Genomic DNA, 14,812 nt, shown 5'->3' on the forward strand with positions numbered 1-14,812 from the left:
GTCGGTGTGGCTGCCCCCCATGGGGTGGGGGGCCCGGGCCTTGGCCGCCGGGGCCCCCACCACCGCATGACAGCGATCAGGCCTTCGGGAGCGTTATCCCCAGTTCGAGCATCGCCGGCGAGGCCGGGCCGCCCTCGGAGCGCTCGGTCTTGTAGCCCTTGACCCGGGGTGCGACGGTGCGCGGGTCCACGGCCTCGGAGGGGGCGCCGGTGGAGTAGAGGCCCTCGGGGTCCTGGTCGCGGTCGTGCGGCAGGAGCCAGAAGACGCGGCGGCGGAAGGTGCCGGAGGCCCGGGAGGACTTGGCGTCGGGGCCGAGGATGGCGTAGCCGACCATGCGGCCGTCGCGGTGGTAGGCCGGGCGGCCGCGGCGGGTGGTGAGGCGGTCCAGCGACTGACGGACGTAGTCGAGGTCGGAGGTGTCCTCCAGCCAGACGAGGTCGGTTTCGTGGGCGAGCTCGGCCGGGTCGATCAGCGCGCTCACGCGTTGTGCTCCTCTGTGTCGTCGGTGATCAGGCCGATGCCCGGGTAGTACTTGCGGCTGTTGGACAGGACCATCTCCTTGGGAGAGGTCATACCCAGTGTCTCTCGGACTCGTGCGGCGAATGCACGCCCGGATACGGGATTGGCTCCCTCGAAGCCGCACCAACGGGTGTAGGCGCCGAAGAGCTGGGACTGTTCGGCACGCATGCCCTCGCCTGTGACGCACGCCTCCTTGAGGAAGCGGCCGACGTGGTCCTCGGTCTCGGCGTAGGCGGTGGTGGCGGTCTGGACGGCCTGGGGGCCGGCGAGGTCCTTCTCTCCGGCGAAGTAGCGGCGGGCGCCTTCGATGAGCCAGGCAAGGATCCCGGGGCCCTCCTCGGCGACGAGGACGTGGGCCAGGTTGTCGATCTTGCGTTCCTCGGGGACGACCCGCTCGAACGGGATCAGGCGCATGCGCCGCCAGAAGGCGAAGCCGCCGGTGCCGACCTCGGGGCGGTGGTTGCCGAGCAGCCAGAGCTTGTGGGTGGGCTCGAAGGAGAAGAAGTCCTGGCGCATCCGGCGGGCCTTGATCTTGTCACCGCCGGTGAGCAGCTTGACCCGGGCCTCGTCGAAGCGGTCGCCGGGCTTGAGCTCGGAGCAGACGATGATGCGGCGGCCGTGGAGTTCGGCGAGGTCGGTGGGGTGGCCGTCGAAGGTCTTGGCCATGAGGAAGCCTGGCGGGGCCGCGTCGGCGTAGTCGCCGAGGAGCTGGATCATGACGTCGAGCAGGACGGACTTGCCGTTCTTGCCCTGGCCGTAGAGGAAGGGCATGACCTGGGCTCCGACGTCGCCGCTGATCGAGTAGCCGAGCAGCAGGTGGAGGAAGTCGCGGGTCTGGCGGCCTTCCTTGTCGTCGCCGAAGGTGTCGGTCAGGAAGCGGTTCCAGCGCGGGGTGGGCATCCGGGCGGGGGCCAGGGTGGTGGACCGCGAGTGGTGGTGGACCTTCGGGTCGGGCGGGACGATGGCGCCGGTGCGCAGGTCGACGACGCCGCCGGGGGTGCACAGGGCGTAGGCGTCGGCGTCGAGGAGGGCGGCGTTGAGGACCATGCCGGGGGCGGACTTGGCCTGGGCGAGCATGGCGTTCATACCGGAGGTGGACAGCGCCCGGCGGCGGTGTCGGCGCAGGTCCGTGTTGGTGTAGAGGCCGCGCGGGTCGTGGGTGGCGATGCTCTCGGCCATCTCGCCGGCGGCCCACAGGACGGTGTCGTCCTCGTCGAGCTGCCAGCGGTGGGCGGACCAGCGGTACCAGCCGAGGCCGGGGACGTGGCGGTAGTCGCGTCCGTAGAGGTGGACGAAGAGCTTGGCGTTGCCGCGGTCGGAGAGTGAGTCGGGCAGCAGGCCGTGGGGGGTCGCCTGCGGGCCCCCCGCAGAGGCCTGCGTGGCCTGGACGGGCTCCACGGCCGCCTGCGGAAACGGGGCAGCGGCTGCTGTGGGCGTGGGGTCGAGGAGGCTCTCCTGGACGGCAGTGCCGTGCCAGGGCGGCTGCGAGGGGCTTGGGACGGGCGGGTATTCCAGGATCTGTTGCGCCGTGGCCACGGGGTCGAAGACCGTCCTCTTGCGGCGGGTGCTGTCGGTCATCCGCGGGCCTTCCCGATGTGCAGGGGCTGCCGGGTCCCGGCTGCCAGGCCGGAACGGATGACGGCGGAGTTGTGCCGGTCCTGGGCGGGACGGGCGGTGCGGGCCGCGTCGAGGAGGAGCTGTTCGGCGGCGGCGTGCGTGAGGTGGCCGGCCGAGACCAGGCCTCCCACGGTGTAGGCGGCGCGGTTGAGCTTGCCGGTGAAGCCCGCGCCCTCGGGGGTGGTGGCACAGTCGGTGACCTCCTGGAGCACGGTGTCGAGCACCTTTTCCGCGCCCTGCTTGCCACCACCCGCGGCGACGACGGCCTGGCGGGCACGGTCGGGGACAGCCGGCTGCGGCACCCTCGGGCGGCCGGGCCGGTCCTTGAGGTGTCCGGTACGGATGAGTTCCTCGCTGAGCCAGTCGGGCAGTGGGGCGGGGGTCCGGGCTCCGGGAAGCGGGGTGTAGGTGCCGGCGGCGGTGACGGTCCCGGGGGCGACGATGTAGCCGCCGTGGGCCCGGACGTCGACCTGCCAGGCCAGGGCGCGGCCCGCGGAGGAGCCGGTGGAGCAGGTGAACCGGCGGTCGGTGTGGTCCTGGTACCAGATGTGCAGGCCCCCGGAGGGCGTGCGTACCCGCAGGGTTCCCTCGTCCGTCGTGGGGTCGGGAGCACGGCGGAGGGCGGCCAGCAGGGCGAGAGTGTGGTAGCCGTTCTCCAGCCCTTCGAGGTCGACGTCCTCGTGGATGGGGATGCCGGGCAGGATGCGGTCCCGGGCGGGGACGACGTCGGTGTGGCTGTCCACGTCAATGACCACCAGGCCGGCCGGCCCGCAGGCGACGCCTGCTCCGAAGTCCGGGTTGACGCGCCACCAGGCGGAGAGGACGCCCTGGTCCAGAGTCGCTGCATGGAACCCGTGGCACCAACGGCCTGCTGCGGGGCAGGGGCAGTCGGCGGGGGAGTGCGGGGACTCCTGGCAGGGCCGGCAGTTGGCGGGCGGGGTCTTGCGTCCGGGGGCTAGAGGGTGGACAGGCCAGCCCTGGACGGCACACCAGCGGGCGACTGCCAGCGCAGCAGGCTGGCGGTCCGCTCGGTCGCTCCCCACGGCCATCGGCGCCGTCACGCTGGTCCCTTCCCCTTGTTCGGTAGCTGCTCGTTGTTCGGTAGCTGCTCAGACTTGAGTCGCTCGTTCAGTCGCTGAAGGCAAAAAGCCAGGTCAGGGCACTGGTGGGTATCGGATCAGCGACTGAAGCGACCGAAGTCCAGAAGATAGCTCACACAGACTAGCCGAGCGAGGACGTGCGAACCGTTACTACCGGGGCTTGCGGGCAAACTCAGCGACCAAGCCCTGGGGAAGCGACTGAGCCTGTTCAGTCGCTGGTTTGGGTACTCCGTCGTTTACGCAGGTCAGAGGCCATTTTCACAGCAAACAGCGACTGAAGCGACTGAAGCCCGGGTCTATAACGCGCACACGCACACGGGAATGTCTTCATATACCCAACCTTGAGTCGCTTCGGTCGCTGTTGTGGCGAGTATATGTGCCCTGACCTGGGGTTTTGTTGAGCGACTGAAGCCCAGCGACTGAAAGCGACTGAGTCTCTCGGGGCGCTTCCCCCGGCGTGTCGCCCGTGTCAGGCACGCCTGAAGGGCCGGAGGTGGGTCGCTTTGGGTCGCTTCGGTAGCTTCAGTAGCTCCAGCGACCCGGCCTTGAGGAGTGGAACCATGCGGGGACCGGAGCAGGCAGGTTCTCGCCCCAGGTAGCGGCCGAGACCTTTTGCCGCCAGTCGCTTGGGTCGCTGCCGCCCTCCAGGTGCTGCACCAGATCCGCGAGACCGGACTCCCCGACCCTGCTGCCAGGCCGTCGGTTCAGTGAACGACATGTCGTCCAGCGACTCAGCGACCGAAGCGACCCAAGCACCGACTTGCCTGTGTACCTGCCACCCCTCAGCGAGCTGCCCCCGGTCGAGGCCTGCGCGCGCCTGTTGACCGCCGGCTGTCCGGGCCGCCCCCGTACCCGATCCAGCCGGCTTGCGCGGCTTACGACTCAGCCCGGGATTGAGGGGCTGAGTGTGCCGAGCGACTTGAGACGGGGCCGCACGGCTTCGCTCCTTGATCACGAAGAAACCGTGTGGCGGGCCGCTCGATCAGCTTCCTGGGCCGAGAGGTCAGCCCCAAGTGAGCGGGTCGAGGTGGAGGTGGAAGCGCAGGCCGTGAACGGCCCGGGTCACCAGGCAGGCTCCCGCATCACCGTCGTACCACCCGAGTGCGCGCGGGCCCGGCACTCCCCTGGCCGTCCAGCCGGCTCGGCATTCACAGCTCGGGACCGAGCATCCCCGCCGCGGCCACAGGACGAACTGCTGCGTGACCGCTCCCTGTGGGTGGCAAAAAGCGGCACCCCCCTGCAAAGCCGGTTCCCTCGCCGAAGCCGTCGGTGCGGGACACGCGCCGCACCTCGGCGAAGCCCGCCGCCCCGGACCACACTCTCATCGGTGCGGCTGCTCGGCCGCCTGAGAGCGGCTGGGATGCGCTCTCCTGGTGGGGATCGAGAAGGCGTTGAGCTGGCACGCGCAGGGGACAGCCTTCATGACGAGCCTGGATGTGAGCGAGGGCGGCCGAGCCGGTATGTGGTCAGGACCACACCTCACAACGAGTCATCGTCAAGACCTGTGGATGGGCGATCGTTGTCAGTCTGATTCGATCGGGATGATGGCGACGAGTTCGACTTCGAACCCGTCGGTGTTCTCCAGATAGGCGGCGTAGGTCTGTTCGCCGCCGGCGTGCGGGTGCCGGTCGGGGAACATCAAGGTCCAGCCGTGCTGCGCGGCCTCGGAGACCAGTGTCTCCACGGTGTGGTGGTCCTCAACGTGGAATGCGAGATGGTTCAGGCCGGGCCGGCACCGCTCGTGCTGGTCCGCGGTGAGCGCCGGGGACTGTTCGAAGACCAGGTAGGTCGTCCCGAGCCGCCAGCTGTGGCCGTTGTTCCAGCTCTGAAACGGTGTGTAGCCGAGGGATTACAGCCGGTGTGGACGGTACTCGGGCCAGTGTAGGTGCCGGCGCGCGCCATTCTCCGCGTGAGTGTGATCAGGGCGGCCCAGCACATCGTCTGCGGGTGGTGATCGGGGCGGCGCTCGTGGACACGGTTGGCCGGCGGGCGCGTGAGAGCCACCCCCAGGGTCCTCTCCACCACCCACCTGTGCGCCAGTACCGCGAACCCTTTCGGAAAGTCGTACACCACCCGCCACCAGGGGAAGTCCGCCGGGAGCGCGCGCCACGTACCGCCATTGCCGACGGCCTACCGCACAGCGCAGGGCATTCCGCGATGGCGGTGTTCCTCAGGACGCCCGCCCCGGCCCTCCAGCCAGGCTTATTGAGCCCGGCCGGCCTTCCACTCCCGGGCGAGCGTCGCGTAGACGTACTCGCTGCCCCAGCGCTCGTTGTCGAGGTCGTTCTCGACAAGGTGTGCCTCCCGGCGCATGCCGAGGCGCTCGCACACGCGCACCGATCCGGTGTTGAGTGCGTCGAGGCGGGCGAAGAGCCGGTGGGCGCCCAGCTCGGCGAAGGCCAGTGCGGCGGTCGCACGTGCCGCCTCGGTCGCGTAACCCCGGCCGCCGTACGCCGGGTTGAAGGTCCAGCCGATCTCGACCTGGCGCGCCCGCGCGCTCGCGAGCTTCAGGACAACCTCGCCGACGACCTTTGCCTCGCCGACCGGGCAGACGGCGACCACGAGGTCGTCGCCGTCCTCGGCCCATGCCGTGCCGGCCGCGCGCCGCGTCAGGCTCTGCGCGCACTGTTCGCGGGTGAGCGGCTGCCGGTAGAGGTAGCGAGCGACATCGGGGAGGCTCTGGTACGCGTACAGGTCATCGAGGTCGTCCGGCGTGAACGGACGCAAAAGAAGCCGTTCGGTGTTGAAGGGCAGCGAGAGCGCGGTCATCAATCTGGTCTCCTCCGGGGACACCCCGCCAGCCTGTGACCGGACCGTGGAGCCCCAACGACTCGTCCTGGGCAACAACGCCGTTCTAAACCCCTTGCCACCAGCTGCGCAACCGTAATTTTTACGACCTTGGGCTGACACTCCAGCAGGACTTCGATGTTTTGCCTGCTCAGAGCCGGCGTGGTGAGTGCTGTGGGCTGGTGAACCGTCAGTGGCGGTCTCCATCGGGCCGCCGTTCGCCGGTGGTCTCCCGGACATGCCCCACCCTCCGCCAGGAACCGGCCGGCAACCGGCAGCGGAGCGGCCACCGCGCGCCGGCCCGGGGCCGTACCGTCCTGGCCATGACGACCGACACCACCGCGTCGTGGCGCGAGATCGAGCGCACCACCGTGTTCAGCAAGTTCGGCCGGTCCGTGGACCGTGTCGAGTTCGAGCTGCCCGACGGGCGGAAGGAGGAGTTCTACCTCAAGACCGAGCGCCCGGCCGGTGCGGTGCTCGCCCTCACCACCGAACAGAAGGTCATCCTCGCCCGCCAGTACCGGCCCGGCCCGGACCAGGTGCTCTACGAACTGCCCGGCGGCTTCCTCGAACCGGGAGAGGAAGCGCTGGACGCCATCGCCAGGGAGTTGCTGGAGGAAACCGGCTACCAGGGCGAGGTCCACGCCGTCGGACCGTATTGGCTGGACGCCTACTCCAACGCCCGCCGCTTCGCTTTCTTCGCCACTGGCTGCGTCAAGGCCGCTGAACCGATCCCCGAGCGCACCGAGTTCATCGACGTCGTCACCCTCGACCTCGCGCAGTTCCGCACCCGCGTGCTCCGCAGCGGCGAGATGACCGACACCGCCGCCGCCTATCTCGCCCTGGACGTGCTGAACCTCCTGTAGTTCCCCTGGGGGGCGGGCGGTTCGGCAGCCGCCTCACCCACCCGCCATCCGGGAGGAACCTCGTGACCGGACAGAGCACCACCGACACCACCGCCCCGTCCCACAGCAGCGCGCTCGTCTCCCTGCCCGCCGGCGCCGTCGCCCTGGTCCTGGCCGGTGGCAAAGGCAGCCGCCTGCGCGCCGCACCCGACGTCTTCACCTGATGTGGGAGCGATACGTCCCCAGCGGGGCCGTGCCCCCGAGCGCTTCGCAGATCGAGGCCCTCCCGGAGCCGCTCAGAGCCAACGTGGCCGTCGAACTGATGGCCACGCCTGCCGCCGACGACCTCGTCCGGCCCAGCTCGAAGCTCCTGAACCGTGAGATCGCCCACCACACTCTGCCGCGCATTGTGAAGTGGCTCGGGTCCGGCGCGTACCCGTGGTCCGCCCTCGGCCGGGACCTCACCATTGCCGAACTGTGCCCCACCGACGCGGTTACCGAAGCCAGGCCGACGAGGACGACGAGGCCGACGAGGCCGACGAGGACGACAAGCGCGGCCACGAGGCCGAGGCCTGGGCCGACGGCCGCCTGTAACCACCTGACGGCGGGCCAGCCTCCACGAGGACAGGCCCGCCGCCTTCCTCACCACCCCGCCGTCCAGATCAGGGAGACCACAGCCATGGCCCGCATCGCTACGCACCACACCGCCCCGGCCGCCGACCACAAGCCGGTCCTGATCGCCATCCCGATCGTCGCCACCGACCCGTACGCCGGACCCGTCGGCCGACGCCACCACACCTGCGCGTCCTGCGAGAGCTCCAGGACCGGGGGAGAAGCCGCCTGCTGGAGCTGCGGAAGGCCGGTGACCGGTGAGCACCCCAACACCACCGCCGTCCTCCAGATGCCCCTGCACCGCCCCGCCAGCCACCCGGCCTGACCAACCGCCAGCCCACCAGGCGGCCCCGCACCCAGTGGGGCGGGGCCGCCCTGCCATCAACCTCGGGATGACGCGCGCCCCGGAAGCCCTGGAACCGCTCCGAAATCCGATGGATCCTCCGCCGCAAGCGAGGCACAATCCCCGGGAACCGCGGCGAGGGGGAGCTTGTTTGGACATATTCGCGTGTGCCGGGTGCTGCACCGAGCTGACGGCTCCGGTGTCCCGGGTCGCACTACCCGTCCACACCCACCACGGGGCCTGGGAGGAACTTCATCCTCCGATGCTGGAGGCGGCGACGTACGCCGTCGACCCACAGCCCACCGGACCGCCCTGGCGATTGTGGGAGGAAGTCGGAGAGGAAGCCGCCGCCCGACAGGGGGTATATGCGCCGGTGTACTCCTTCTCCTTCGGCGCGCGGGGCAGGATCGTCATCGCGCCCGGTGACTCCCGATCGATGACTCTGATCCTGGAGAAGTGTGAGGGCTACTGCCGGGGCGTGGACGGCCGGGCCGGGCCCAACCTGGCCTGTGCGGGGTGCGGACGGGCCGTGGCGACCCGGATCGACGACTGTGGCTCGTGGCAGACAGTGTGGCTGGAGCCCGACGCGGTCGTCCGCCGTCCCTCGGGGTCCCCGGCCGACCCGCTACCCGACTGGGCGGACCTGGAGCGTGCCGAGCACCGCATCCCGCCCGTCGAACCCGACGGGTCGTGGAGCCGCCGCTGGGAGGCCGCGGTCGGCGTCGCGCTGGCTCACCTCGTGGCGGCCACCGAGAACCATCCGGTGACCCTTCCCGCCGGCCCTGCCGCCGAGCTGCTCGGCCACACCGTGGCCCGCTACCTCCCGCCCGGGCCCGACCCCCGCTCAGTGGGTTTGGCCGGCCCGGGCATCCCCGAGCCCCGGCCCCGCCCCGACATCCTCCTCGTCCCCCGCCACCCCGGAACAGGCGAACCGTGGTGCCCACCCGATGGCGATGCGACGGTGGTGCCGCTGGACAGCGGAGTCTGGGCGTACCTCACCAGCCCCGGGGAGACCTCGCCGACGCCCGCCACCGGGGTGCTCCCGGAGGGTGTCCTGCGCGACGACTACCCACTGCCATCGCGCCCCTGGTACCCCCTGGAACCCCACGACGGCGCCTTCAGGGACACCCTGATCAGGCTGCCCGCGATCCGTGGTCCCCGGCTGCGCAGGTATCACGACGCGTACCGATCATGAACGCCTGATGGGCGACGGTGGGGCCACTTCGAACCGTCCCAGCGTCCGTGACCGTCCCTTCGGGGCTACGGGGGCGGGCTCGGTGTCCGAGTCAAGGAGTCGTTGTCGACTGGGCGTCGGCCTCCGGGAGGAGTTGGACCACGCCGACCCAGACGGACTCGTCGGCACACGTGTGGAACGCGCGGACTCTCCAGCGTCCTGCGGGCAGGTGGACGGGGGCTTGCTCCGGCTGGCCCCTGCCGTCCGGGTAGGGCATGCCGAGATTCTTTCCGGCTTCGGCCGAATCCATGAGAACCGCCGGTCCGTCGGTCTCCCAGAGGCCGCACTCCTCCCACGGCGTCGCCGGGTCATTCAGCGCGGCTTCGGTGGCGGCGAGCAGCTCGGCGTCGGAGTCGGCAGCGAGCCAGCGCATGAAGGCCCTCGGCTCGGACAGGTAGCAGGTGGTGGCGGGCTCGTCGCCCAGCACCAGCGCGGAGGCGCTGCCGTGGCCGCGCAGGCCGATCACGTCAGCCAGGCCCTCGATCCCGCAGGCCCGGTCGTAGTCGTCGGGCTGATCGCCGTCACCAATGATCACGCCGTCCTCGGTGCAGCCACCCCAGTGCTGCAGTGCGGACACCGGGACAACGACCAGCGGACCACCCATGGATTCGACCCAGGCCAGATCAGGGGCAAACCGGATGGCATGTCGATCAGTACTCATGCGCGCAGTGTGCCGCTGATCAGTGACAAGCAGGGACCCGGGTGAGTACTACCTGAGCGGCGGACAACGGACAGAACGGGTGGACCTACATAACTACACCGCCCGCCACCGCCGATTCCACGATGCCGTCGCCGGGTGGGTCACCTTTCTCTGGGGCTGATGACGCGTGGCGGGTAGAGCAGTGCAGGTCAGCAGCGGTGAAGGTGACGCTAGCGAATGCGACAGCTGTGGTGCCATCGCCGGGGTGGGTGGGCGTTGGCCGTCTTGCGCACGAGTCGCCCCGGGCTGATCCCCCGCCAGGTGGTGTCTGTGGCCCGCGCTACCATGCGGCGATTTGGAGGCCTCATGAGTTTCACCGTTCCGCCGCCGCCACTCGATATAGCGGACCACTTCCCGGACCTGGTTCCACATGCCCGGTCCACCACTCTGCTGTACCCGCGTGCCGGTGCCCCCGGTCGGTGGGAGAGCTCGCTTGGTGGACCGCTGTTGTGGCCGGCTGACGAGCTGTGGCCGACATGTGCCGCGCCGGACCACTACAACCCTGCGCGCGGACGTGCGGTGGTCGGGCCGGACCCCGTGGCCATGGTGTCCGTGGTTCAACTCTTCGCCAAGGATGTTCCAGCGCTGACATTTCCGGCTGGGACCGATGTGCTCCAGGTGCTCTGGTGCCCGCTGATCCACTCTGAGTACGACCAGTGGTCGCCTGTGCCTGCCTTGCGTTGGCGGTCCGCCGTGGAAGCCGCGTCCGGGCAGCTGCGGGGGGAGGCGCCGAAGCCGTACGAGTTCGACGACGAGTACGTGCCTCGGCCCTGCGTTGTTCACCCGACTGAGGCCGTTGAGTACCCGAACTGGGACCTACCGGACAATCTGGTCGAGCGCGTTGGGGAGTGGAGCGACGAGGTTGAGGAGACCACAGGCATCTCCTACTTCGACGCGTTCACCACCAGGCAGAGCAAGGTCGGCGGCTATCCGGGCTGGACCCAGGCGCCGAGGTGGCCCGAGTGCGTCTGCGGCGAACGGATGGAGCACCTCCTGACGATCTCGGCGAGCGAGTCGTGCGGCCGATGGCTGCCAGTCGAGGAGCGGACGAGTCCCGGCTCCGGCTGGGAGGTGTCCGACGCCCGGCAGGACAACAGCCACGGGATGGTCATGGGCGACGCCGGTGGCATCCACGTCTTCGTCTGCCGTGCCTGCCCCAACTGGCCCACGATCCACCGCTATGACTGCTGATTCCTGTGTGCTGGCTGAAGGCCGAGGCGAGCAGCGATACACGTGAACGGGTTGCCCGAGATCGTTGGACGCGAGGAGTTCGCTGCTCTGATCATCAGAACCGATTACGAGGATGAGGTGGCGTGGCGGGCGGTAGTGGAGGAGGTTTCCCGGCCGTGGGGGCCCGGCGGAGAGTATGAGGCCGAGATCCACCTGGTGGACGACCCGGCCTGGGCCGGAGCGACGATTGAGGCAGCCGTCACCGCGGTGAAGCGGGACGAGGATCTCAGCGTGGTCTTCATCGCCGACGACACCACGATGAAGTCCGCCCAGTACGCCCTTCTCGCCCTCGATCCCTTCCACGAGGACGAGGACCTCGACCCCGTGTACTACCAGGAACTGATCGACTCCCCGTCGGCCCGCGAGTTCCGTACGACCCCGGCCGCCGTGCATGACGTGCACGCGAATCTGTCGATCGGGAACATGGACTTCCAGGAGTTTGCCGCGAGCGCACGCGCCGATTCCGAAGGCATCCTTCGCCCCGTGAGATGAAGGCGCTGGCCCGCTTCAGCAGGCCAGCGGGTCGATTGGATCCGTTCAGTTGCGCTGGTTGAGGCCCGGGTCAGGTCCCGGTTGGCCGACCGTGCGGCGTCCAGGTCGGCGCGCGCCTCCTCCAGCTGTCCTGCCAGTTCCACGGTCCGCTGTTGCAGCCGGGTGATGGTGCGGTGGAGTTCGTCGACGTCGGCGGGCGCGCCGAGGCCGGACTCCCGCCACGCCTGTTCTCCCAGGGCTTGGGAGAGCCGTCTCTCCAGTTGCTGGACGCGAGCTGTCAGGCGGGCGTTGCGGGCGTGGGAGTCCGGTTTATGGATGCCCGCGCCGGAGCTCGACTGCGGTCTTGGCCGCTTGTACAACTGCTTCTGACGTCAGGTCCTTGTCCACATCTCAAGGTCCGGTGGCACGGGACAACATGACGTCGGATCGGCTGGGTGGCGGCCTGGTCGGAAGCAACGGTGTAAACGCCGTTTACACCGGAGGGGAAGAGAGACCGGACGACACACGGGCTGCGTGATGTGCCTAAACCGGCCCGGCGCCACTATGGTGACGTCATGACGTCTCAAAACTCCGAAGGAGAGCGGGAAAAGGTTGCGTCGAAGCTTCCTGTAGCCCTCCGCCAGGAACTCAAGACCCGGGCCGCCCAGCTCGGCATCGACATGCAGGACGCCGTCGCCCAGGCCGTCGAGCAGTGGCGTGCCCGGCCGGCGGACAGCAACCCGACCATCGACACGTCCGGGGCCGAGAGCTGGAACACGTGGCTCCCTACCGGCCTGTACGACGCGTTCAAGAAGGACTGCGCCAGCCGCGGCATCTCCTTCGTACAAGGCCTCGCCCAGGCCATCCGGGCGTGGATCGACTCCCACAACGTCTCCCTCGCCGAGCTGACGATCCCCAGGTACACGCGGCGGATCGTCGTCTGCAACCAGAAGGGCGGCGTCGGCAAAACCACGATCGCCGCCGGGACAGGCCAGGCCATAGCGCTGGGCCTGCCCGCCAGCACGGGCGCTTCGAAGCTTCCCTCGCTACCGGGGCTGCGCACCCTGCTCGTCGACTACGACCCGCAGGGCCACCTGACCTCCCAGCTCGGCGTCAAGCAGATCGCCCCGGGCGAGGAGAGCCTGGTGACCCACATGGTCGACCGGGACCGCGTGGCCGGTTCGCTGCTCGACCAGGTCGTGGAGATCGAGCCGGACCACTTCGAAGGACGACTCAGCCTGCTCCCTTCGAGCTTCGACGCGTTCCTGCTCGACTCCCGGCTCGGGTCCGTCCGCGGGCCCCGCGAGACCAGCCTCCAGCGTGCCCTCGCCCCACTCGAGGAGCACTTCGACGTCATCGTGATCGACGCCCCCCCGAACCTCGGCCTGGCAATGGACGCCGGCCTCTACTACGGGCACCGCCGCAAGAACGAGGCGCCCGGCGCCTCCGGCGTCCTCATCCCGGTCGAGGCGGAGGACTCCTCCGCAGATGCCTACGCCATGCTCGACAGCCAGGTCCGCACCGTCAGCCTCGACTACGAGGTCGACATCGACCGGCTCGGACTCGTCGTCAACAAGTTCGACAAGCGCAAGGGCTACGTCGCCACCCACTCCCTCCAGAACTGGCAGTCGCTGGGCACACCGCCCGTCGTCTCCGTCGTCCCCGACCTCAAGGAGCAGCGCGAGGCCGTCCACGTCAAGCAGCCGCTGCTCATGTACGCCCCCACATCCATCCAGGCGCAGCGCATGCGCGAGATCCGACGGAGGCTCGCGTGAGCATCGCCAAGAAGCTGCAGGCCGGCGGAGGGTCGTTCGGGGCGTTGGCCCAGGGCGCGGCCCGCGGAGACGAGGTACGGGCGCGCAGCGAGGCACTGGACGCCACGGGCCGGGTGCGGCGTGCGTCGTCGGCGCCCGTGTCCTCGATCGTCTTCAACCCGCTCAACCCGCGGAAGACCATCGACAGCGAGTCGATCGACGAGCTCGCCGAGAGTCTGGCTCGCCAGCAGATCGTTCCGGTCACCGTGGTGAGCCGTGGCGCGTTCCTCGACGCACATCCGGACCAGGCGGAGGTGATCGGTGAGGCGGACTTCGTCGCGCTCGACGGCAACCGGCGTCTGAGGGCCGCGCAGAAGGCGGGCCTCAAGACCCTGCGTGTGGACCTCAACGACGATCTGGTCTCCCGCGCTTCGGACATGGTCGAGGCGGCTCTGATCGCAAACGCCCACCGCGAGGACGTGTCGCCGTTCGAGGAAGCCCAGGCGATCGAGCAGCTGCTGGACTCGGTCTACGACGGCAACCAGGCCGCTGTGGCGCGGGCGCTGGGCAAGTCCCGTGCGTGGGTGGGACAGCGGTTGGCGCTGCTGCACCTGTCCCCCGAGCTTCAGGAGCAGGCGGGAGCCGGGGAGCTGGCCATTGAGGATGCGCGCAGGATCGGTGCAGAGGCGCGGTCGGGGAAGATCACCCCGGCTGAGCAGCTCGACCGGGCCGAGTCCGCGAAGAAGATGGCAGCCGACAAGCTGGCGGCGAAGGCGGCACGAGCGGGCAAGTGCGCGGACCGTCCGGCGGGGGAGAAGGCGGACCGCGCCTCGACGCCTACCAACCGCGTCTCGACGCCCACCAGTGGGGGCGACGGTGCCGAGGACGGTGTAAACGGCGTTTACACGCCGGCTACGGTCCAGTCCTCCGAGGGCCGCTCGCCGGAAGGGGCCTCTGGTGTAAACGGCGTTTACACCTCGGGTCTGCCGGACCAGCGTGACGCCAGTACCGATGAGAACGGCCGAGCTGCGTCTTCTGAGGAGATGCCCTCTGTGGGCCTGCTGCAGAGGGCCCAGCAGGTCGCGTCAGGTGGAACCGGCGTTCCCGACTGGCGTGACCTCGAAGGAGTGGCGACCTGGCTCTGCCGTTTTCTCCAGCCCGACGAGCTGAGGGTCGTCGCCACCACGGTGCTGGACCGACTGGACGAGTATGCGCCGGAGCCTACGGCCGGCAGCTGATCAGCAAGAGAGCCCCCAACCGGCGGCCCGGCACCTGAAGGTGTCGGGCCGTCTTGCTTCCCGGGTGGCTCAACCCCTTTTCGTGCTGCTTCTGACGCCACTGCAGCTGGCCCCCGATGGCGAGTACACCGAGCACCTCGCTCGGCGGAAGGTGCCCGAGATGTTGTCCGCGGACAACATCGCATCCCCACCGAAGGAGCCTGCCGTCGCGACCACGAAGCACGCCACTGTGTTGTCCGCGGACAACATGGGCCTGGAACCCGCCGGGTGGGGCCCGCAGCCGGCGGAGATCCTGCCGTGTAACCGACCGAAAGTCGCGTCGGTCCGAGTGCCCCGGCGCCTCTCTCGGATCCGCCAGTTCG

Annotated in this window: 13 protein-coding genes and 2 pseudogenes; 8 read left to right on the forward strand and 7 right to left on the reverse strand. The window is 69.5% G+C overall.

The features are described 5' to 3' along the window. Nucleotides 1-76 precede the first annotated feature (76 nt). From KS423_RS00175 to KS423_RS00200, 6 genes and pseudogenes are all read right to left on the reverse strand, one after another. Entirely contained in the window at nt 77-481 is a 405-nt protein-coding gene (locus tag KS423_RS00175; protein WP_224273067.1) for a DUF6009 family protein, read from the reverse strand. After that, nucleotides 478-2,097, reverse strand: coding sequence for a phage/plasmid primase, P4 family (locus KS423_RS00180; protein ID WP_224273074.1), 1,620 nt, complete (start codon nt 2,095-2,097; stop codon nt 478-480). Before KS423_RS00180 ends, KS423_RS00175 begins: the two co-directional genes overlap by 4 nt. Then, nucleotides 2,094-3,185 carry a bifunctional DNA primase/polymerase gene (locus KS423_RS00185; RefSeq protein ID WP_224273242.1) on the reverse strand — a complete coding sequence of 364 codons (1,092 nt, stop codon included), beginning with the start codon at nt 3,183-3,185 and terminating at the stop codon, nt 2,094-2,096. The genes KS423_RS00180 and KS423_RS00185 overlap by 4 nt, the downstream gene beginning before the upstream one ends. A 1,093-nt stretch (nt 3,186-4,278) precedes the next feature. Continuing rightward, nucleotides 4,279-4,365 (reverse strand): annotated as a pseudogene (locus KS423_RS00190) (aminoglycoside O-phosphotransferase APH(3'')-Ia); the annotation flags it as partial. 393 nt (nt 4,366-4,758) lie between these two features. Further along, nucleotides 4,759-5,085, reverse strand: a pseudogene (locus KS423_RS00195) (glyoxalase); the annotation flags it as partial. Between the two features lie 353 nt (nt 5,086-5,438). Further along, a complete protein-coding gene (locus KS423_RS00200; RefSeq protein WP_224273084.1) occupies nt 5,439-6,005 on the reverse strand; it encodes a GNAT family N-acetyltransferase in 567 nt (188 codons plus the stop codon). 341 nt (nt 6,006-6,346) lie between these two features. On the opposite strand from KS423_RS00200, the gene KS423_RS00205 reads away from it, so the two are divergent. The 4 genes from KS423_RS00205 (at nt 6,347) to KS423_RS00220 (ending at nt 9,018) form a co-directional block, all read left to right on the forward strand. Continuing rightward, nucleotides 6,347-6,889: an NUDIX hydrolase gene (locus KS423_RS00205; RefSeq protein ID WP_224273086.1), complete on the forward strand. Its 543-nt coding sequence runs from the start codon at nt 6,347-6,349 to the stop codon at nt 6,887-6,889. Nucleotides 6,890-6,951: 62 nt separating this feature from the next. Continuing rightward, a complete protein-coding gene (locus tag KS423_RS00210) occupies nt 6,952-7,092 on the forward strand; it encodes a hypothetical protein (protein WP_224273088.1) in 141 nt (46 codons plus the stop codon). A gap of 455 nt (nt 7,093-7,547) precedes the next feature. After that, nucleotides 7,548-7,805, forward strand: a complete 258-nt coding sequence (locus KS423_RS00215; RefSeq protein ID WP_224273090.1) for a hypothetical protein — start codon at nt 7,548-7,550, stop codon at nt 7,803-7,805. Between the two features lie 454 nt (nt 7,806-8,259). Then, on the forward strand, nt 8,260-9,018 hold the full coding sequence (locus tag KS423_RS00220) for a hypothetical protein (protein WP_308020112.1): 759 nt from the start codon (nt 8,260-8,262) through the stop codon (nt 9,016-9,018). A 91-nt stretch (nt 9,019-9,109) separates the two neighbouring features. On the opposite strand, the gene KS423_RS00225 is transcribed toward KS423_RS00220, so the two are convergent. After that, nucleotides 9,110-9,718 (reverse strand): Imm21 family immunity protein, encoded by a 609-nt coding sequence (locus tag KS423_RS00225; RefSeq protein ID WP_224273099.1) that lies wholly within the window; start codon nt 9,716-9,718, stop codon nt 9,110-9,112. Between the two features lie 732 nt (nt 9,719-10,450). Here KS423_RS00225 and KS423_RS00230 point away from each other — a divergent pair. From KS423_RS00230 to KS423_RS00245, 4 genes are all read left to right on the forward strand, one after another. Next, nucleotides 10,451-10,948 (forward strand): hypothetical protein, encoded by a 498-nt coding sequence (locus tag KS423_RS00230; protein ID WP_224273106.1) that lies wholly within the window; start codon nt 10,451-10,453, stop codon nt 10,946-10,948. A gap of 42 nt (nt 10,949-10,990) precedes the next feature. Further along, on the forward strand, nt 10,991-11,479 hold the full coding sequence (locus KS423_RS00235; protein WP_224273108.1) for a hypothetical protein: 489 nt from the start codon (nt 10,991-10,993) through the stop codon (nt 11,477-11,479). 554 nt (nt 11,480-12,033) lie between these two features. Continuing rightward, entirely contained in the window at nt 12,034-13,233 is a 1,200-nt protein-coding gene (locus tag KS423_RS00240; RefSeq protein WP_224273116.1) for a ParA family protein, read from the forward strand. Continuing rightward, nucleotides 13,230-14,450 carry a ParB/RepB/Spo0J family partition protein gene (locus KS423_RS00245; RefSeq protein WP_224273118.1) on the forward strand — a complete coding sequence of 407 codons (1,221 nt, stop codon included), beginning with the start codon at nt 13,230-13,232 and terminating at the stop codon, nt 14,448-14,450. The genes KS423_RS00240 and KS423_RS00245 overlap by 4 nt, the downstream gene beginning before the upstream one ends. Nucleotides 14,451-14,812: the final 362 nt, after the last annotated feature.

The sequence above is a fragment of the Streptomyces sp. LS1784 genome (assembly GCF_020103755.1).
GTDB lineage: Bacteria > Actinomycetota > Actinomycetes > Streptomycetales > Streptomycetaceae > Kitasatospora.

Coding starts and splice junctions, on each gene's coding strand:
- KS423_RS00240 (WP_224273116.1), top strand. CDS start 12,034: ATGACGTCTCAAAACTCCGAAGGAGAGCGGGAAAAGGTTGCGTCGAAG.
- KS423_RS00205 (WP_224273086.1), top strand. CDS start 6,347: ATGACGACCGACACCACCGCGTCGTGGCGCGAGATCGAGCGCACCACC.
- KS423_RS00225 (WP_224273099.1), bottom strand. CDS start 9,718: ATGAGTACTGATCGACATGCCATCCGGTTTGCCCCTGATCTGGCCTGG.
- KS423_RS00180 (WP_224273074.1), bottom strand. CDS start 2,097: ATGACCGACAGCACCCGCCGCAAGAGGACGGTCTTCGACCCCGTGGCC.
- KS423_RS00215 (WP_224273090.1), top strand. CDS start 7,548: ATGGCCCGCATCGCTACGCACCACACCGCCCCGGCCGCCGACCACAAG.
- KS423_RS00220 (WP_308020112.1), top strand. CDS start 8,260: ATGACTCTGATCCTGGAGAAGTGTGAGGGCTACTGCCGGGGCGTGGAC.
- KS423_RS00185 (WP_224273242.1), bottom strand. CDS start 3,185: ATGGCCGTGGGGAGCGACCGAGCGGACCGCCAGCCTGCTGCGCTGGCA.
- KS423_RS00200 (WP_224273084.1), bottom strand. CDS start 6,005: ATGACCGCGCTCTCGCTGCCCTTCAACACCGAACGGCTTCTTTTGCGT.